This window comes from Mesorhizobium sp. P2_E6 (assembly GCF_056403835.1).
The window spans coordinates 191307-211118 of the sequence record NZ_JBFUEQ010000013.1 but is presented as its reverse complement, the minus strand read 5'-3'; the positions used below and the strand labels follow the sequence as shown (position 1 = coordinate 211118).

Below are 19812 nucleotides of genomic sequence, written 5' to 3'. Positions count from 1 at the left end.
GAGCAGGCCGTTGATGACGTTGTTGCCGGAATTGCCGGTGATGATGTTGGCGGTGGAGTTGCCGGTGCCGTTGATCGAGGCCGCGCTGCGCAGTGCCAGGTTCTCGAGCTCCTGTCCCGACAGGTTGAACGAGACGAAGGCCTGGACATTGTCGGTACCCTCGCCGTTGAGCTCGACGACATGGTCTCCGGCATTGTCGACATAGTAGGAGTCGCCGCCGATACCGCCTTGCATGGTGTCGGCGCCCGCCTTGCCATCCAGTGTGTCGTTGCCGCCCAGGCCGGTGAGCATGTTGACGCCCGAATTGCCGTTCATCGCGTTGGCCAGACTGTTGCCGGTGGCGTTGATCGAGGCTGCACCGAGCAGCGCGACGTTCTCGATATTGCCCGTGAAATGGTTGCCGTCGCCAAAGTTGATCGACATAAAGCCATTGACGGTATCGTTGCCATCGGCGCCAGCCGTGCTTTCACTGACGTGATCGCCGGCATTGTCGACATAGTAGGTATCGTTGCCCTGTGCGCCGCTCATGGTGTCGGCGCCGCCTTTGCCGTCCAGTACGTTGTTGCCGGAATTGCCGGTCAGCGTGTTGGCCAGGCTGTTGCCGGTGGCGTTGATCGAGGCTGCGCTGCGCAGTGCGACGTTCTCGATATTGCCCGTGAAGTGGTTGCCATCGCCAAGGTTGATCGAGATATAGCCATTGACGATATCGGTGCCGTTGGCGCCGGCGGTGTTTTCACTGACGATATCGCCGGCATTGTCGAAATAATAGATGTCGCTGCCTGCACCACCTGCCATGAAATCGGACCCGATGCCCCCGTCAAGCAGATCATTTTGGCCCGAACCAATCAGGTGGTCGCTGCCCGCGGTGCCATTTACGTTGATAGTCTGGTGAGCGCCGCCCCAATTGTCGAACGTCACGCCTGAAAGATCGATATTTGTTCCGTTGACACTCAGCACCTGGGTGTTCGCTGAGTTGCCGACAACCCGATTGATATGGCCCGCGCCGATTTGCTGCGAACCAAAAATGGCCGTAAAATCGAAGCTTATCGAACGCAATATTTCCATCTCAGTGATAGTCGAGGTGGAGAAATCGTAGGCGCTCCCGGCTCCCCCATTGACATCAATGGTGTCGTTACCTGCTCCACCGTCAAAGGTCGAACCAGCGCGGGCTGCATCTGTTGGCTGAAACAAGAAGAAGTCGTCGCCGAAGCCGCCATGGATGATGTCGACGCCACCACGGGTATAGAAGGTATCCATCATGCTCGAACCGGTGACGGTGTCCGCGCCGCTGGTGCCCAGGAAATTAATCATATCGCTTGGAGGACTCCAGCCACTGAAGGTCCATGCCTGCGCCGAAAAACTGCCTCCAGCGATCAGGCGTACATCGAACTCGTCACCATTGCTGCTGCCGTTAATGGCGACCGAATTTGAGATTTTTCCCGGACCAAATTGGCTGGCACTGAAAATTGCCGCAGCAAATCCCGGCCCCGTGAAATTGATAGCAGTAATATTGACAAGATTGTCTGGGGCGTAATCATGTGTTGTGGCGACGTTGAGGACAGACATGTGTTCTCCAAAGCACTGGCGTGGCATCCATGATGGGCGTCACTTTAAAAGTTATTTTGGTATCTAGTGCGATGCGGTCTAAGTGCGCTCTGTATCTGGCCGATGTCGCCGAAAGTTTTCTGACAATATTTCGTGCCGGCAAGGGGCCCCTGCCGTCCGTCCGTATCGAACGTTTTCGCTCTGTTGATCGGCTGGCCTGAAAGCCGGGAATAGCTCGCCATTCCCGCCACGATCAAACGCAATGACGATGATTACGCTTCAGGTTTTTCTGCCGGGAAACCCGTCGCCGCCCCGGCTCACGCCGGGGCGGCCTATTTTTGTTTTACTCACACCACGACGAAATCGGCGTTGGTCAGCGCCAAATTGGCGGCCAGCGTTGCGAAATGGGTGGAGCCGCCAGCGGCACTGCCATTGCTGTCATAATAGAGCCAGCCGGTGTCGGTCTCGTAGATGATGTGATCGGTGCCGTCGCCGGCAAGGCCGGTGGTGTTCTTTATGAGCTGGTCCGCTGTCAGCGTGCCGTTGCCGCCAAGCGCCGCAAAGATGGCGTTGTCGACCTGGATGGTGTCATCGGCGACCGAGAAGTCGGTGATGCGGTCGACATTGGTCGAAGCATTGAGCGCCGTGGTGAAGACAAAGGTATCGTTGCCGGTGCTGCCGGACAGCGTGTCGTTACCGAGCAGGCCGTTGATGACATTCGCGCCCGAATTGCCGGTGATGACATTGGCGATCGAATTGCCGGTGCCGTTGATGTTGCCGGTGCTTCGCAGCGCGAGGTTCTCCAGTTCCTGTCCCGACAGGTTGAAGGAGACATAGGCCTGCACATTGTCGGTGCCCTGGCCGTTGAGCTCGATCACCTTATCACCGGCATTGTCGACGTAGTAGGTGTCGTTGCCGGTGCTGCCGCTCATCGTATCGGCGCCGCCGAGGCCGTCGATGATGTTGTTGCCCGAATTGCCGGTGATGGTGTTGGCAATCGAATTGCCGGTGCCGTTGATCGAAGCCGAGCTGCGCAGCGCAAGGTTCTCCAGCTCCTGACCAGAGAGGTTGAAGCTGACATAGGCCTGGACATTGTCGGTGCCCTGGCCGTTGAGCTCGATGACCTGATCGCCGGCATTGTCGACATAGTAGGTGTCGTTTTCGCCGCCTCCACGCATGATGTCGGCGCCTGTGCCACCATCCAGAAGATCGGCTCCCCGGCCGCCATTCAATGTGTCGTTTCCGCCTTCGCCGTAAATTGAGTCATTGCCGTAACTCAGGTCGCTTGAACCATCACGCTCATCGCCCCAGAGCGTGTCGTTGCCGTCGTGGCCCATCAGAACATCGTTGCCGCCACGGCCACGCAATTGATTGTCAGCCGCGTTGCCATAAAGCCCGTCGTTGAACGCGGTTCCACGCGCGTTGTTCACGCCGACCAACGTGTCGTAGCCGATGAAGAGGTTGCTCTCGTCCATGTCGTGGGCAAAGCCGCCTTGCAGGTCGATCAGAACCGCGCCGCCGGCTCCGTTGTAGTTGACCCGGCCTCCCTCCGTGCCGGCCAGGAACCTTACGACATCGTTTCCGGCGCCGAGATAGAAATCCATGTAGCCGCCGAATGTGTTGGTATAGGAGGCATCGACGATGAACGTGTCGCCAAAGGCGGTGTCGTCGATGGCGTGAATGCCCGATACGCGATCGACACCACCTTGCCCATCTGCGATGGCAAAACCGATGGCATTCGATCCGGCCGCAAGGCCAGCCCGAGCCTGTGCCGTGAGGTTGGCCACGATGGCAGTCGTCGCGCCCGCATAGAGGAGTTCGACATAGTCGATGTCCGTGTTTCCGGAGGCCTGTGCAATGATCCTGTCATTTCCCTGGTCCCCCGACACCGTAGCGGCAACCGCCGTCAAGGTGTCGTTGCCGTTGCCGCCGCTCAAGAAATCGAAATCGTCCACGGTCGCCGACACGCCGCCATTGATAATATCGGCGCCGTTGTCACCCGCGAGATAGTTGCTGCCGGTTGTGCCGGTGATGGTGTCGGCGAACTGGGTGCCTTCGGCATCCTCGATGCTGGTCAGCGTATCCGTGAAGCCCCAGCCGTCAGTTACAACGCCGGTCGCCAAATTGATCGTGGCACCATGTGTGATGATGCCGCCGCCGTCGACGTCGATTCCATAGTCAAGGCTGTCGTCCCTGTAGGAAACCATATCCTCGCCGGCGCCGCCAATGATGGTGTCGGTGCCGCTTCCCGCGAACACCGTGCCGCCGTTTGATCCCAGATGGATGATGTCGTTGCCCGCCCGGGCAAACACCCAAAAGCCGTCATTTCGCATCGTTATGTTGTCTGCGAAGTGGCTGGCGTTCACCGACTCGACACTGTTGAGCGTGTCGGTGTTGCCGAGGCCGTCGGTGACGACACCAGTCTGCATGTTGATGGTCAGGCCGTTTGAGTAAGTCTCGTAAAAAACGACGTCGATGCCGTCCCCTCCATTCACCTGGTCATTGCCGCCAATCGCCATGCGAATGTAGTCGTCACCGGCCAATGCGTTGATTGTGTCGTTGCCGATCAGGTCTTGAATGTCGGGATTGATATCGTTGCCGACGGTTCCATTGATGACTGCCATTTGATCCTCCCGCTGTATGGTATTCCCCAAGGGCAACTGTATCCGAAGGTTGCATTAGAGTCATCTCATGCAAAGAACGTAGGGTCACCTTGTTCAACGCCAGCGAAGTGCCTCGCAATTCGAGTTCAACAGTATTGTTGGACAACCGCGAAGTTTTTCGAGGAAGCTTTACGGCTTCGGAGCGCCGCAGGGCGCAGCGATCACAGCGGCAGGAGCCGGAAGTCGTTGCCCTCGGGCAGCAGTTGGCCGCCATCGACGACAATGCCGGTGATGTAGCTGGCAGCGTCGGAGGCGAGGAACAGGAGCGGGTCGACCGTCATCGCACACCAGATTTCTTCAATGAAAGCGTGAGGCGCCGACGCTTTCTCCTAAAGCAATTCCAGGAAAAGTGTGAAACGGTTTTCCTGGGAAAAGCGCGTAGCGCTTTCCCTTAGGGAATTGCGTCAAAACAAAGAGTTAGAGCGGTTCGCCGTTTCCGTGAAACGGTGAACTGCTCTGGAGCCAGCAACCGCACCACCCCTGCTGGGAACGGGAGCCCGTCACAAAGTCCTGGTGTGACGGGCCTCATGTGGCGGGCTGTTTTCGTTGCCTCCTCACACTACGACGAAATCGGCGTTGGTGAGCGCGAGGTTGGCGGCCACCGTGGCGAAATGGATTGAGCCGCCAGCCGCACTGCCGTTGCTGTCATAGGTGAGCCAGCCGGTGTCGGTCTCGTAGATGATGTGATCGTTGCCGTCTGCGGCAAGGCCGGTGGTGTTCTTGACGAACTGGTCCGCCGTCAGCGTGCCATTGCCGCCAAGCGCTGCAAAGATCGCATTGTCGACCTGGATGGTGTCGTCGGCGACCGAGAAGTCGGTGATGGTATCGACATTGGTCAAGGCGTCGAGCGCTGTATGGAAATGGAAAATGTCGCTGCCAGTTCCGCCGATCAGTGTATCGTTGCCCAGGTGGCCGTCGAGGATGTCGTTGCCCGCGCCGGCAGTCAGGGTGTTGTCATGCTCGCCGCCATATATCTGATCCGCAAACTGCGTACCGGTGACATTGCGGATAGTGGCTACGGTATCCGTATTCCCAAAAGAATCCGTTGCGGTATCGGCTGCCAACCCCAGTTGCGAGCCGACTCCCCAGAGATTGACGAGGATACCATGTATGGCGCCGCTGCTGACGTCGGTACTGTAGTCGACCGTGTCAAGGCCGGAATTGCCATTGATAGTGTCATTTCCACGTCCACCAATCAGCCTGTCGTCGCCTGAATTGCCGTTGATGATATCATTTCCGTCTCCGCCAATGAGCGTGTCGTTCCCGTCCCTGCCGCTTATTGTATCGTTGCCGCCTCCACCGATGAGAACGTTCACGAAACCATCGCCGGTCAATGTGTCGCCACCACTGCCGCCGGTCACATTCTCGATGTTGCGAATAGTATCTTCCGCGATCCCGCCGATCGTGACTTGAGCGTCAACGAACTTGGTTAGACTTACAGCAACAGCTGAGGTTTGATTGCTGTAGTCGGCCGTGTCGACACCATCTCCACCATCCATAACATCGTTGCCGAGGCCTCCTCTGAAGATGTCGTTGCCGCCGAGGCCCAAAAGTGTATTTACACCACTGTTGCCAGTGATGATGTTGGCAAGGGAATTGCCGGTGCCGTCGATGTTCGCGGATCCAGTCAGCGTCAGGTTTTCCAGGTCCTGGCCTGAGAGATCGAAGGAAATCGCGCTGTTGACCGTGTCAGTGCCCTGACCACTGGCCTCGATCACGTGATCGCCGGCATTGTCGACATAGTAGGTGTCGTTGCCGGTGCTGCCACTCATCGTATCGGCGCCGCCCATTCCGTTGATGATGTTGTTGCCACTGTTGCCGGTGATGCTGTTTGCCAGGCTATTGCCTGTGGCGTTGATCGAGGCACCACCGCGCAGCGCGACGTTCTCGATATTGCCCTTGAAGTGGTTGCCATCGCCAAGGTTGATCGAGACATAGCCATTGACGACATCGGTGCCGTTGGCGCCGGCCGTGCTCTCGTCGACGAGATCGCCGGCATTGTCGACATAGTAGGTGTCGTTGCCGATGCCGCCCTGCATCGTGTCGGCACCACCCTTGCCATCCAGTGTGTCGTTGCCTTCAAGGCCGATCAGCGTGTTGACGCCAGCGTTGCCATTGAGAACGTTGGCGAGGGCATTGCCAGTTCCGTTGATGTTTGCCGCGGTGATCAGCGTCAGGTTTTCCAGGTCCTGGCCTGAGAGATCGAAGGAAATCGCGCTGTTGACCGTGTCAGTGCCCTGACCACTGGCCTCGATCACGTGATCGCCGGCATTGTCGACATAGTAGGTGTCGTTGCCGGTGCTGCCACTCATCGTATCAGCGCCGCCCATTCCGTTGATGATGTTGTTGCCACTGTTGCCGGTGATGATGTTTGCCAGGCTATTGCCTGTGGCGTTGATCGAGGCCCCACTGCGCAGCGCGACGTTCTCGATATTGCCCTTGAAGTGGTTGCCATCGCCAAGGTTGATCGAGACATAGCCATTGACGACATCGGTGCCGTCGGCGCCGGCGGTGCTCTCGTCGACGAGATCGCCGGCATTGTCGACATAGTAGGTGTCGTTGCCGATGCCACCCTGCATCGTGTCGGCACCTTCCTTGCCGTCCAGCGTGTCGTTGCCGCCAAGGCCAATCAGGATGTTGACACCCGAATTGCCGGTCAGCGCATTGGCCAGGCTGTTGCCTGTGGCGTTGATCGAAGCCGCACTGCGTAGTGCGACGTTCTCGATATTGCCCTTGAAGTGGTTGCCATCGCTGAGGTTGATCGAGATATAGCCATTGACGATATCGGTGCCGTTGGCGCCGGCCGTGCTCTCATCGACGATATCGCCGGCATTGTCGACGAAGTAGGTGTCGTCGCCGGCCCCGCCTTGCATGGTGTCGGCACCAGCCTTGCCGTCCAGCGTGTCATTGCCCTCGTCGCCGGCAAGATAGTTGCTACCGCTTGTGCCGGTGATGATGTCGGCGAACTGGGTGCCTTCAGCATACTCGATGCTAGTCAGGGTATCCGTGAAGCCCCAGCCGTCAATTACAACGCCGGTCGTCAAATTGATCGTGGCACCATGGGTGATGATGCCGCCGCCATCGACGTCATTTCCATAGTCAAAACCGTCGTCCCTGTAGGAGACCAGATCGTTGCCGGCGCCGCCAATGATGGTGTCGGTGCCGCTTCCCGGCAGTATCATACCGCCGTTTGATCCCAGATGGATGATGTCGTTGCCCGCCCGGGCATACGCCCAAAAACCGTCATTTCGCATCGTGATGTTGTCTGCGAAGTAGCTGGCGTTCACCGCCTCGACACTGTTGAGCGTGTCGGTGTTGCCCAAGCCGTCGGTGACGACACCAGTCTGCATGTTGATGGTTAGGCCATTTGTGTAAGCCTCGTAGACAATGTCATCCTCCCCGTCCCCTCCATTCACCTGGTCATTGCCGCCAATCGCCATGAAAATTAAGTCGTCACCGGCCAATGCGTTGATGGTGTCGTTGCCGACCAGGTCCTGAACGCCGGGATTGATATCGTTGCCGACGGTTCCGTTGATGACAGCCATTTGGTCCTCCCGTTGTTTGGCATTTCCCCAACGGAAACTGTATCCTACGGTTGCATTAGAGTCATCTGATATAAAGACGTAGGGTCATCCTGTTCGGCACCAGCGAAGTGCCTCGGAATTCGAGTTCAACAGTATTGTTGGACAGCGGCCAAGTTTTCCCAGGAAAGCATTACGGCTTCGGAGCGCCGCGGGGCGCAGCGATCAGGGCGGCAGGAGCCGGAAGTCGTTGCCCTCGGGCAGCAATTGTCCGCCATCGACAACAATGGTCGTCCCGGTGATGTAGCTGGCATCGTCGGAGGCGAGGAACAGGAAGGCATTGGCGACGTCGCGCGGGCTGCCAAGCCGGCCGAGCGGGATCGAGTCTTCCATGTTCTTGATATAGGCCGCGCCGCGATGCAGCTCGATCGCCTCGGTGAGGATGTTGCCGGGCTCGACGCCGTTGACGGTGATGCCGTAGCCGGAGAATTCGAGTGCCGCGGCACGGATGAAGCCGTTGATGCCGGCCTTGCTGGCTGAATAGTGGCCGTGGCCGGGGCTGGTCACATGCGGGCCGGTAATGGAGGAGGTGTAGAGCATGCGCCCGTAGTGCTGCGCCTTCATCGGCACCAGGGAGGCGCGGGTGGCATTGAAGGTGCCGCGCAGATTGACCGCCATGACGCGGTCCCAGTCGTCCGCGCTGGTGTTCTCGATCAGCTGCCAGGGATAGATGCCGGCATTCTGCACGACGATGTCGAGGCGGCCATGGTGTTCGAGCGCCAACGCCACCGCGGCCTCGGCCTCGGTCATCAACGAAATGTCGGTGCGGACGAAGGGGACGCCCAGTTCGGCCGCCGTCGCTTGCCCGGCTTCGAGCTCGGTATCGGCGAGCACCAGCTTTGCGCCTTCTTCGGCAAAACGCAGCGCGATGCCCTTGCCGATGCCACGGGCGCTGCCGACGATCAGCGCCACCTTGCCTTCTAGTCGTGCGGTCATGCGAGCCGTCCTGTCATGCCAGTTTTTGACGAATGGTTTGCTTGAAAGCGTCGAGCAGCACGGCGGCCAGCACCAGCAGGCCATGGATCACCTGGGTGAAGTTGGCTGGCAGGCCCATCAGGTTGATCGCCGTGTTGATGGCTGAGAGCAGCAGCACGCCGGCATAGACGCCGGGCAGGGTGCCGACACCGCCTTTCAGGCTGACGCCGCCGATGACGACGGCGGCGAAGGCGTTGAACAAAAGGCCGACACCGAGATTGGCGGTGGCGCCCGAGGTGCGGATCGCCAGCAGCCAGCCGGCAAGGCCGGCAATGGCGCCGGCCAGCACGAAGGCGATGATCAGGTTGCGGTTCACCCGGATGCCGGCGCGGAAGGTCGCCGTCTCGTTACCGCCGATCATCACCAGATGCCGGCCGAACGGTGTCTTCGCCATGATCAGCGAGAAAATGACGAAACAGGCAATCGCGATCCAGGCGGTGAGCGGCAGGCCGACGAGGCGCTGGATGCCGAACCAGCGGATGGCTGGCGCAAGATCCTGCGCCGAACGGCCGCCCGAAATCACCAGCACCAGGCCGCGCACCCAGATGTAGGACGCCAGCGTGATGATGAAGGCGCTCATCTTCACCCGCACCACCAGATAGCCGTTGCAGGCGCCGATGAGGCCGCCGACGGCAACCGCCAGCAGCAGCGAGACCGGAACCATCAGCCATTCCGGATGCAGTTGCACGCCAAGGCCTATGCCCGACGAGCAGAACAGGATTCCGACCGCCATGGCGCTGAGCGCTGCGACGGATTCGACCGACAGGTCCATGTGGCCGGCGATGATGACCAGCGCCAGGCCGATCGACATGACGCCGAGAACGCTCGACGCCTCGATGATGTTGGCGAAGATGCCGAGCTGGAAATAGTTCGGGATGAAGATGGAGAACACCACCAGCACGAACAGCAGCATGAACCAGACGAGGTTGTCGAGGACGAACTCCAGGGCGTGGCGCGTGCGGGGGTTCATGGGCTGATCCGGCTGGCGCATCCCCCTGAAATCAATTCGATTTCCGCAAGGGATCATGCGCGATTGGAATTGCAGAGGATTGGCCCCGGGCCGAGATGGCCCGGGGCGTTTCATGCGACGGGCCTATTCGACGGACTTGATGGCCTCCGTCGACGGCTTCTGATTGCCCCAGAAGGCAGGGTTGTCGACATTTTCCTTGGTGATGGCGGCGCCGGGGATCTTGATGTTCGGGCCCCAGGCTTCCTTGGTCACGGTCGATTTCAAGCCGAGCACGTCGTATTCGCCGGGCTTGATCTCTTCCTTCTTGACGATCTTGTCCATGAACATGGCAACAGCCGCCGCCTGTGCGTAGAGCGGCTGCTCGACTTCGACATTGAGCCAGCCCTTGCGGATCAGGTCGAGGCCGACCGGAGCGCCGTTCGAGCTCATCAGCATGACGTCGCCCGGCTTCTTGCCGGCGGCCTCGAGCGAGGCGACGGCAGCGACCGACAGGTGAGCGGCATGGCTGAAGATCAGGTCGATGTCGGGGTTGGCAAGCATCTGGTCGGCGACGATGGTGCCGGCATTGCTGGCTTCCCATTGCATGGCTGGAAGCGAGATGATCTTGACGTCGGGAAACGCCTTCAGCTTCTCCTCAAAGCCCTTCTGGATGTCGAGCGTATAGGGATCGCCAGGGTCGCCAAGCACCTGCAGGACCTTGCCCTTCACCGCGCCGTTCTTGGCTTTGAGCAGCTTCTCGGCCTGGTCCGCGGCGACGTAGCCGATCTCGACCGTTCCTGCGACCGAGGTGAAGTCGGAGGGCGTCGACGTGATCTGGCGGTCGAACTCGACCACCGGAATGCCGGCGGCGCGTGCGGCTTCGATCGACGGTTTCAGCGCATTGAAATCGACGGCGGCGAGGATGATCGCCGCCGGCTTCAGCGCAATGACGTCGTTCATCTGCGACTGCTGGGCGTCGGTCTTGTTGTCGGCGTTCAGCGCCTTCATCTCATAGCCGACCTGCTTCAGGAACAGCTCCAGGGCGCTCACCGAGCCGGTCTGGAACTCGTCGAGCAGTGTCGGCACCATGTAGTAGACAGTACCTTTGGACTGGGCGAATGCCGGCATAAGCGTGGCAAAGGCCAGTGCCAGGATACCGAAGACAGCAAGAAGTATTCGCTTCATGTCGTTCGCTCCTGTTGAGCCGGACCCCTCTTTGTCCCTCAGCCCGCCGGTCCGGCACCGGCAAGCGTCTCCCCGGTGATCATGTTGATCACCGCATCGGGACTTGTTTTGTTGCGTGCGACATCGCCCGCCACGACGCCCTGGCGGATCACCACGATCCGGTCGGCGACCTGGAAGGCCTGCTGCATGATATGGGTGATGATGACGACGCCGATGCCCTGGCTCGCCACCTGGCGGATCATGTCGAGACCGCGCCGCGTCTGCTCGACGCCGAGGGCGGCGAACGGTTCATCGAGCAGCACCAGCTTGCCGCCCCAATGGACGAACCGGTTGAGCTCGATGGCCTGCCGCTGGCCGCCGGAGAGATGCTCGACATTGGTGCGCAGCGAAGGAATGCGCGTGCCCGCGCTAGCCAGTGCCTTTTCGACGACGGCCTCCATCGCGCGCTCATCGAGCACGGGGATGCCAAGAACCTTCCTGGTGATCTCGCGGCCCATGAAAAAATTGGCGACCACGTCGACATTGGTGCACAGCGACAGGTCCTGATAGACGGTTTCGATGCCCGCCGCCTTGGCCTCTGCCGGCGACCTGGCAAGGAACTCCTTGCCCTCGAACAGCATGCGCCCCGAGGTCGGCTCCAGCCCGCCGGCGATGATCTTGACCAGTGTCGATTTGCCGGCGCCATTGTCGCCCAGCAGCGCCACGACCTCGCCCTTGCCGATCGAGAAGCTGATCCCCTTCAGCGCTTCGATCGCGCCATAGTTCTTGGTGACGTTGTCGAGCACCAGCAGAGGTTCGCTCATGCCGCAATTCCTCCGGTTTTCAGAAGATCGCGCCCGCGTTCGCGTTCAGCCGTGAAGATCTGGCCGAAGCGCGGCGACAGCACCCCGGAAACCGCAAGGGCGGCTGCGCCGCGCAACACCGAATGCTGCCCGCCCCGCGCGACCATGACGCGCGGCGTCGTGCGGTCCTTTCGCGCCGAGACGGAGTTGTGCAGGCCTTCGGTTGAACCGGCCAGCCGTTCGAGCAGGTCGGTGGATGCCAGTCCGCCGAGGATGATGGTCTCGGGGTCGAACAGGTTCTCGATGATGGCGACGGCATTGCGAAAGATCGCGGCGACTTCCGCCACCCAATCGGCCTCGCTGCCATTCCAGCGCCGGAGCGCCTCGAGCGACAGGTACCTTTCGAGACAACCGCTGTTGCCGCAGGGGCAAGCCTCGCCACCTGGAACGACGGGAATGTGCCCGACCTCGCCGGCATTTCCCCAGGCGCCGCGCAACACGCTGCCGTCATGAACCATGACGCCGCCCAAACCAACGCCGAAATAGAGATAATAGTATTCGGAAAATTGCGCGCCGAGGCCGTAGAGGCGCTCGCCCATGGCGGCCGCCGCCATGTCGGTTTCAAAAAAGGCCGGCAGTCCGGTCGAAGCCGCCAACCGCTCACGCAGCGCCACATCCTTCCAGCCGGTCATGGTGGTGGGGCCGACAAAGCTCATGGACTCGACGCCGAACGGGCCGGGCAGGGCGAGGCCGACCCCGAGGACCCGCCCGCCAGCCCGCAATCTGGTCAATTCAACCACCATTGCTCCGATCAGGTCGAAGGCGTGGTCGGGCGTCGCGCTCGGGGCTTCGCGGTACGTGCTCTCGATCACGTCGCCGCTCAGATTGATCAAGGCGGCACTGATGCCGAACGGAGTGATGTGGATACCGACGGCATAGCCGCCCTCGGGATTGAGGCGCAGGGTCGCCGGGGGCAGGCCGCGACCCTTCGGCTCTTCGCGCAGCGAAAGGATGTAGCCCTGCTCTTCGAGTTCGCGAACGATGGTCGACACGGTCTGGACGGTGAGCCCGACGCGCCTGGCGATCTCGCCGCGGGCGATTGGTCCCTGCAGGCGGATGGATTCAAGCACGATGCGCCGGTTGTACGGCCGCCCGAACTCCTGATTGGTCCCCCGCAGTGCCATGACGTGCGCCCCTTAGGAAGGCTCAGCTTCGCACCGCTTATTTATTCAGTCAAATGGAATTCAAAAACAAATTCGCGCATCCGGTCCAGCGGGGCGAGGGCTTGGCCAGCAGATGATTGAAGGGGCGCGAAACCATCATCCGGCAGTCAGGCGGCATGGATGGCGTTGCCTCGGCTCGCCGGGTTGCTCGCGAAGCGGGGCTGATAGTTGTTCGGAAGTATTGGGCCAATCAGCTCACGGCCTGCGCGGCTCAAAGATACTGGGCGACCTTCTTGCCGATCGTGAGGAAGCGCAGCGGATCGATGGCTTCGCCATTGTGGCGGACTTCGTAGTGCAGGTGCGGGCCGGTCGAGCGGCCGCTGCTGCCGGTCTTGCCGATGACGGCGCCGGCATCCAGTTTCTCGCCCACAGTCACGTCGATTTCGCTGAGATGCCCATAGCGCGTCGCAAAACCATTGCCGTGGTCGACCTCGACCATGCGGCCATAGCCGCCGTTCCAGCCTGCCTTGGTGACGACGCCGGGCGCGGTGACCTTTGCGGCCATGCCGATCGGCGCCCTGAAATCCATTCCGGAATGCAGCGCCGCGGTGCCGAGGATCGGGTCGGTGCGCACGCCGAACGGGCTAGTGACGGAATGGCCCGGAGCCGGGTTGGTCAGCGGCAGCTGGCGCGCTTCCTTCTTGAGATGGTCGAGCGTGTCCAGCGCCTCGTCCAGTTCCTTGACCTTGCTGTCGAACATCATCGAACTGTCGAGCGGGATCAGTGGTCCGCCGACGTCGCTCTCGTTCTTGCCGAAATCGCTGTCTACCGGCAGGCCCGCCGCTTCAAGTGCCTGCGTGATCGCGTCGGCGCTCTTGTAGGCGTTGTCGGCGAGCGTGCTGATGCGGGTCAGTTGATCGCTCTCGATGGATTTCAGCGACTGGTTGATCGACACGAACAGTCGGTCGGCACGATCGGCGGCTGAATCGTTGGGCAGCGGATCGGAGCGGGTCGACCACAACGAGAACGGCCGGGTGTCGCCGGCGCCGAGATCGGCGCCCAGGCTGGCGACCGCGTAGGTCTGCGCCGGCGGGGCGATGCTGCCGGTCACCTCGGCGCGTTTGTCCGGCTTGCCGGCCGCCACCGGATCCTCGGCAGGCGCCGCTCCGACTTCGGTCTCGGCGCGTTCGAGCAGCGGGCCGAGGCGGCCATGACGCTGGCTGAGCTGGCTCTGGCGTTCAAGCAGTTCGCTGACCTTGGTTTCCATCAGCTGCTGGTCGAGCAGTTGGCGGCTGGTGATGCGGTCGACCTGGGCGCGAAGCGCCGAAATGCGATCTTCATAGGCCTGCTGCATGCGTGCCTGCCGCGCCGTGGTGGCGCCGATCAGGTCGTCGCGCAGCACAAGATAGGAGGTTGCCAGCAGGTAGCCAATGGCGATGGCCGCCAGCGCCGAGCCGACAAAGGCCGCGAGCCAGGGGCGGATCGTGAAGTGCCTGATCTCATTGCCCCGGGCGATGATGATCGTGTGGGGCTCTTTGCGCCTGCCGAAGACTGCTGACTGACCGGTTGCCTTCACGGGACCAAGCTTTCGTTTACGACACCACGACAGCTTGACTACACATTATTAAGGTTAACAAAGCTTTGCGCTGCGGACTTTTCAGTAACGATTGCCCGTCAGGCGGGCATGGGGTTGCGGGCAGTTGGCTGTGCCGACGAAGATCTCAAAGCGCGCGGACAGCTGCGAGCACCTCTTCGGCATGGCCCTTGACCCGGACCTTGCGCCAGATCCTGGCAATCCGCCCGTCGCGGCCGATCAGGAACGTTGCCCGCTCGACACCCATGTATTTGCGGCCATACATCGATTTTTCGACCCACAGATGGTAGGCCTCGATCACCTTGCGCTCCTCGTCGGCGGCGAGGTCGATGGTGAGGCTGTATTTCGATTTGAACTTGTCGTGCTTTTTGACGTTGTCGGGCGACAGGCCGATCACCACCGCGCCGGCCTTCTCGAATTCCGGCTTCAGTTGCGAAAAGCTGATTGCCTCTTGCGTGCAGCTTGTTGTGTCGTCCTGCGGATAGAAATAGAGCACAATGGGCTTGCCGGAGGATGCGGCTAGGCTGAGCGATCCGCCGCCGTCCCTCGGCAGGTCGAATTGCGGCGCGATATCGCCTACGTCTAGGTCAGCCATACCGATGCCCTTGTTTGTGGTTACGCGCCAAGCCACAGCCATATAGTGTCGAGCGGGGATTCGTCCACGATCGAGTTCGTACAACGGAAAATTGCGTGGATCAGGAGCAACCGCAGCACGAGAAGATCCGGTTCAGGCGGGATGAGATCACCGACCTGGGGGCCTTTCCCTCCGCGTGCCGCGTGCCGCCGCTGGGTCAGGCGCGGATCGGACGCGGCTTTCGCATCCTGGCAAGGGTGTTCGCCGGTTTCGCCTGCCTTGTCCTGTTGGCGGCAGTCGCTGTCTATCTGGTCGGTGCGTCCGGCGTTGGCTCCGAGCGGCTTCGAGCAGAAGCGGAAACCGCCATCGAGAAACTGGCGGGCGTCGATGTCGATGTTTCGGTCGGGCCGGCGCGCATCACCCTTGATGGATCGAGCTTCATTGCGTTGCAGGTCAGCGACGTCAGCCTGAAGACCGCCGACGGCAAGCCGATGGCCGATGCGGGCCGCGTGCGCTTCGGCGTGCGCCTGATACCGCTGCTGCGCGGGGAAGTGCGGCTGACCAGCGCCAGGATATCCGATGCGCACATCGTCGTGGCGGCGATGCCGTCCGGCGGCGACTGGGCAGCAAGCCTGCGCAATCAGGATGGCCTCGTCGATCCGGAGAAACTGACGGCTGCGGTGTTCGCCAACGTGCACAGCGCGCTCGACGCCGTGCGCGAAGATTCGATGCGCCAGATCGATCTTCGCAACGTCGAATTCGTACTGCCCGAAACCGCAACGATCAAACGGGTCAAAGTCACCGACGCCGCCGTCGTGCAGTCGGGACCGGGCGGCATGCAGTTTTGGTCGCAGGCCAATGTCGACGGCAGGGCGGTTACCATCGCCGCTTCCGCCACCCGCGATATCGCCGCACACCGCGTGACGGCGCTGGACGCGAGCATCAATCTGGCGGACGCGAGTGTTGTCACGGGGGCTGCAGATACCACGGCCGCTACCGGAAAGCTGGGTGCGGTGGCGCTGAAGCTGACGGGATCGGAAGGGTCCGGCACGAATGCATCGCGGCTGACGGCCGCTTTGTCATCGACGGGTTCCATCCTCGATCTCGGCACACGCGGGCTGCTGCCGGCGGACGTCGACGTCAACGCCACGCTGGTTGCGGGCAGCAACAAGGTCCAGGTGGACAGATTGCTGCTGAAGACCGGCCGGTCGACATTCGATTTCGCCGGTTCGATCGGGCCGAAGCCGGCAACCGGAGCGGCCGGCGAGGAACCGGCCTATCGCTATGACCTGACCAGCGACGGTTCCTCGCTGGCGCCTTCGGACTCGCCCGAGCCAGCGCTCACCTTCCTCGCCCGTATTGCCGGTGTCTACAACACGGTGAGCCACAGGCTGGTCGCCGAGCAGATAGCGCTTCGCTCCGCCTCCTCCGGCGAGGTGCTCGGCACCGCCGCCGTGGAGTTCGTCGACGGCAAGGCGCCGGGGATCAACCTGGCGTTCAACGTCCACAACATGCAGGTCTCTCACGTCAAGCAGCTTTGGCCATGGTTTTCGGCACGCAACGCCCGGCTGTGGGTGCTGGCCAATCTGTTTGGCGGCCGCGTCGTCGACGCCAACCTCCAGTTCCACGTTGTTCCGAACCGTCTCGGCAATGGCGTGCCGCTGTCCGCCGACGAGGTGTTCGGCCGCTTCCAGATCGAGGGATCGCGTTTTGACACGGCCGGCCGCATTCCGCCGATACGCGACGCTGTCGGCGTTGTTGGTTTCCATGGCAATGATGTCGACGTCTCCCTGTCTTCGGGCACCGTCTACATGCCGAGCGGCCGCACCGTCGCGGCCAGCAATGGCACGCTGACGGTCAAGGCCGCCAACCACCCGCCAGTCATCGGCGCGCTCGACATCGATGTCGAGGGTGACGCCTCCGCCGTTGCCGAACTCGCCTCCTACGAGCCGATCAACGCCATGCGCCATGTCGGCCTTTTGCCGGAAGATCTGTCGGGCAGCGTCACCGGCCATGTCAGGGCGGACATTCCTTTGCAGTCCGGCGTCGACTCCTCGAAGCTCGATTGGCTGGTGTCGCTCGACTACAGCGGCATGTCATTGGCCAAGCCGTTCGAGGGGCAGACCGTGACGGATGCCGACGGTTCGATCACCGTCGACCCTGAAAAGGCGGTGATCTCGGCCAAGGCATCGCTGAACGGCATTCCGGCCGAACTCGACCTGATCGAGCCACTCCGGGATGACGGGCCGCCGCCCAGCCGCAAGGTGGCCCTGGTGCTCGACGACAAGATCCGTGCCGCCGCAATGCCCGGCTTGACGCCGCTGCTTGGCGGCACGGTGAAGGTGGCGATCGACAAGAGCGGCAGCGGCGACCAGAACGTCTCGGCCGACCTGACCAACGCCAGGCTGGACATTCCCTGGGCCGGCTGGAGCAAGGGGGCGGGGGTTCCCGCCAAAGCCACATTCGTCATGACCAAGTCCGGCGACACCACGACGCTGTCCGACTTCGATCTCGACGGGAAAACCTTCTCCATCGAAGGCGACATCGTGCTGGTCAATGGCGCCCTGTCGTCCGCGAAGTTCAGCAAGGTGACCTTGAACAGGGGCGACGATGTCGCGGTGTCGGTGAAGCGGTCCGGCAAGGGCTATGCGGTCGACATATCAGGCAACGCGCTGGATGCCCGCTCGCTGATCAAGCAGTTCACCTCGGACGTCGACACGGCAACCAAGACCACCGGCTCCGATGCCATTTCCGTCAGCGCCGACGTCGATCAGCTGACCGGGTTCCACGACGAGCAATTGTCCAACCTGAAGCTCGACTACAGCGCCGCCGGCTCGCGGGTGAACGGCCTGAAGGTCAGCGCCACGGCAAGTTCGGGCGCCGCGATAACCATCAGCAACACCACAGGCGCCGGCCAGCGCACACTCAACATGCAGTCCGCGGACGCTGGCGCCATCCTTCGGTTCCTCAACATCTATGAGCATATGGAAGGCGGAGCGATCACGCTGGCGCTGGCGGGGCCGAGCGACGGATCGCTGAGGGGCAAGGTCGATACCAGCAACTTCTTCGTGGTCAATGAGCCGAAACTGGCTTCCATCGTCTCGACCACGCCGGCCGGCGATAGCCGCAGCCTCAACCAGGCGGTCAAGGGCAACCTGGACACCTCGCGGGTCAAGTTCGAACGCGGCTACGCCGAGATCGACAAGGGCAGCGGCTATGTGAAACTGGCCAATGGCGTGCTGCGCGGCCCCCGCATCGGCACCACGTTCCAGGGCACCCTCTACGACCAGGACAACAACATGGACATGACCGGCACGTTCATGCCGGTCTATGGCCTCAATCGCATCTTCGGCGAATTGCCCATCGTTGGCGCGCTTCTCGGCAACGGCCGCGACCGCGGCCTGATTGGCGTCACCTATCGGCTCAAGGGCAATGCCAACAAGCCGGTGCTGGACATCAACCCGCTGTCGGTGATCGCACCCGGTATCTTCAGGTCGATCTTCGAATACCGGTGACCGATCCTAGACCGGCCGCACCAGAATGTGTTTTTTCCTGCCGAGTGAAAGCTTTACGATGTTTTCCGGACTCAAATCCTGAAGCGTCACCAGCCGGCGCTCGTCGCTGACTGGCTGGTCGTTCAACCGTACCGCACCGCCCTGCACATGCCGCCGCGCCTCGCCGTTCGATGCCGCCAGTCCGGCTGTCACCAGCAGCGACAGGACGCCGACGCCGGCTCCAAGCGCTGCCTTGTCCACCTCGACGCTCGGCAGCGATTCGGCGAGCGCGCCTTCCTCGAACGTCTTGCGCGCCGTCTCGCTGGCTTGTTCCGCGACCGCACGACCATGCAGCAAGGCCGTGATCTCGGTGGCGAGGACCTTCTTGGCCTCATTGATCTCGGATCCGCCGAGCTGCTCGAGCCGCGCGACCTCGTCCAGCGGCAACGTCGTGTAGAGTTTCAGGAAGCGGCCGACATCGGCATCCTCGGTGTTGCGCCAGTACTGCCAGAACTCGTAGGGGCTCAGCATCTCCGCATCGAGCCAGACCGCGCCCGATGCCGACTTGCCCATCTTGGCGCCCGATGAGGTGGTGAGCAGCGGCGTGGTCAGCGCATAGAGCTGCGCGTCCTCCATGCGGCGGCCGAGATCGATACCGTTGATGATGTTGCCCCACTGGTCGGAGCCGCCCATCTGCAGGCGGCAGCCGAGGCGCTTGTAGAGCTCGACGAAATCATAGGCCTGCAGGATCATGTAGTTGAATTCGAGGAACGACAGCGACTGCTCGCGATCGAGCCGCAGCTTGACGGAATCGAAGGCGAGCATGCGGTTGACCGAAAAGTGACGGCCGACGTCGCGCAGGAAATTGACGTAGTTGATCTCCATCAGCCAGTCGGCGTTGTTGATCATGACCGCGTCGTTCGGCCCGCTGCCGAATTTGAGGTACGGCATGAAGTTGCGGCGGATGCCGGCGAGGTTGTCGTCGATGTCCTGCGGGGTCAGCAGCTTGCGTGCCTCGTCCTTGAAGGACGGGTCGCCGATCATCGAGGTGCCGCCACCCATCAGGGCGATCGGCCGGTGACCGGTCTGCTGCAGCCAGTGCAGCATCATGATCTGGATCAGCGAACCGGCATGCAGGCTTTTGGCGGTCGCGTCGAAGCCGATATAGGCCGTCACCGTCTCCGTGGCGAAGAGATTGTCGAGGCCGGCATCATCCGAAGTCTGGTGGATGAAACCGCGCTCGCTCATCGTGCGCAGGAAATCGGATTTGAAGGCAGGCATTTTGTGTTTCCCGAAAGCGTCCGGCC

Annotated in this window: 11 protein-coding genes and 2 pseudogenes; 1 reads left to right on the top strand and 12 read right to left on the bottom strand. The window is 61.5% G+C overall.

Annotated elements, in window-relative coordinates:
* From AC1D08_RS28135 to AC1D08_RS28085, 11 genes and pseudogenes are all read right to left on the bottom strand, one after another.
* Positions 1–1566: pseudogene (locus AC1D08_RS28135) on the bottom strand (hypothetical protein); the annotation flags it as partial.
* A gap of 326 nt (positions 1567–1892) precedes the next feature.
* Positions 1893–4169 (bottom strand): beta strand repeat-containing protein, encoded by a 2277-nt coding sequence (locus AC1D08_RS28130; protein WP_477400127.1) that lies wholly within the window; start codon positions 4167–4169, stop codon positions 1893–1895.
* A gap of 200 nt (positions 4170–4369) precedes the next feature.
* A pseudogene (locus tag AC1D08_RS28125) lies at positions 4370–4471 on the bottom strand (3-oxoacyl-[acyl-carrier-protein] reductase); the annotation flags it as partial.
* Positions 4472–4762: 291 nt separating this feature from the next.
* A complete protein-coding gene (locus AC1D08_RS28120) occupies positions 4763–7753 on the bottom strand; it encodes a beta strand repeat-containing protein (protein WP_477424540.1) in 2991 nt (996 codons plus the stop codon).
* A 201-nt stretch (positions 7754–7954) separates the two neighbouring features.
* Positions 7955–8725 (bottom strand): SDR family oxidoreductase, encoded by a 771-nt coding sequence (locus AC1D08_RS28115; protein ID WP_477394787.1) that lies wholly within the window; start codon positions 8723–8725, stop codon positions 7955–7957.
* A gap of 13 nt (positions 8726–8738) precedes the next feature.
* The gene (locus tag AC1D08_RS28110; protein WP_457150898.1) at positions 8739–9734 is read right to left on the bottom strand and encodes an ABC transporter permease; all 996 of its coding nucleotides are present in this window, start codon (positions 9732–9734) and stop codon (positions 8739–8741) included.
* Between the two features lie 123 nt (positions 9735–9857).
* Positions 9858–10898 (bottom strand): sugar ABC transporter substrate-binding protein, encoded by a 1041-nt coding sequence (locus AC1D08_RS28105; protein WP_095085355.1) that lies wholly within the window; start codon positions 10896–10898, stop codon positions 9858–9860.
* Positions 10899–10936: 38 nt separating this feature from the next.
* Positions 10937–11701: an ATP-binding cassette domain-containing protein gene (locus AC1D08_RS28100; RefSeq protein ID WP_027028608.1), complete on the bottom strand. Its 765-nt coding sequence runs from the start codon at positions 11699–11701 to the stop codon at positions 10937–10939.
* Positions 11698–12864, bottom strand: a complete 1167-nt coding sequence (locus AC1D08_RS28095) for an ROK family transcriptional regulator (RefSeq protein ID WP_095085357.1) — start codon at positions 12862–12864, stop codon at positions 11698–11700. The genes AC1D08_RS28100 and AC1D08_RS28095 overlap by 4 nt, the downstream gene beginning before the upstream one ends.
* A gap of 250 nt (positions 12865–13114) precedes the next feature.
* Entirely contained in the window at positions 13115–14419 is a 1305-nt protein-coding gene (locus tag AC1D08_RS28090; protein ID WP_457150900.1) for a M23 family metallopeptidase, read from the bottom strand.
* A gap of 145 nt (positions 14420–14564) precedes the next feature.
* Entirely contained in the window at positions 14565–15032 is a 468-nt protein-coding gene (locus AC1D08_RS28085; RefSeq protein ID WP_095085361.1) for a peroxiredoxin, read from the bottom strand.
* A 95-nt stretch (positions 15033–15127) separates the two neighbouring features.
* On the opposite strand from AC1D08_RS28085, the gene AC1D08_RS28080 reads away from it, so the two are divergent.
* Positions 15128–18526 carry a hypothetical protein gene (locus AC1D08_RS28080; protein ID WP_477424537.1) on the top strand — a complete coding sequence of 1133 codons (3399 nt, stop codon included), beginning with the start codon at positions 15128–15130 and terminating at the stop codon, positions 18524–18526.
* Between the two features lie 6 nt (positions 18527–18532).
* Here AC1D08_RS28080 and tyrS read toward each other — a convergent pair whose 3' ends face one another.
* Positions 18533–19786, bottom strand: a complete 1254-nt coding sequence (gene tyrS, locus AC1D08_RS28075; RefSeq protein WP_095085365.1) for a tyrosine--tRNA ligase — start codon at positions 19784–19786, stop codon at positions 18533–18535.
* Positions 19787–19812 lie beyond the last annotated feature (26 nt).

Bases quoted from the DNA above. Each gene is read 5' to 3' on its own strand.
- AC1D08_RS28120 (WP_477424540.1), bottom strand. From the start codon at position 7,753: ATGGCTGTCATCAACGGAACCGTCGGCAACGATATCAATCCCGGCGTT.
- AC1D08_RS28110 (WP_457150898.1), bottom strand. From the start codon at position 9,734: ATGAACCCCCGCACGCGCCACGCCCTGGAGTTCGTCCTCGACAACCTC.
- AC1D08_RS28115 (WP_477394787.1), bottom strand. From the start codon at position 8,725: ATGACCGCACGACTAGAAGGCAAGGTGGCGCTGATCGTCGGCAGCGCC.
- AC1D08_RS28130 (WP_477400127.1), bottom strand. From the start codon at position 4,169: ATGGCAGTCATCAATGGAACCGTCGGCAACGATATCAATCCCGACATT.
- AC1D08_RS28085 (WP_095085361.1), bottom strand. From the start codon at position 15,032: ATGGCTGACCTAGACGTAGGCGATATCGCGCCGCAATTCGACCTGCCG.
- AC1D08_RS28105 (WP_095085355.1), bottom strand. From the start codon at position 10,898: ATGAAGCGAATACTTCTTGCTGTCTTCGGTATCCTGGCACTGGCCTTT.
- tyrS (WP_095085365.1), bottom strand. From the start codon at position 19,786: ATGCCTGCCTTCAAATCCGATTTCCTGCGCACGATGAGCGAGCGCGGT.
- AC1D08_RS28095 (WP_095085357.1), bottom strand. From the start codon at position 12,864: ATGGCACTGCGGGGGACCAATCAGGAGTTCGGGCGGCCGTACAACCGG.
- AC1D08_RS28100 (WP_027028608.1), bottom strand. From the start codon at position 11,701: ATGAGCGAACCTCTGCTGGTGCTCGACAACGTCACCAAGAACTATGGC.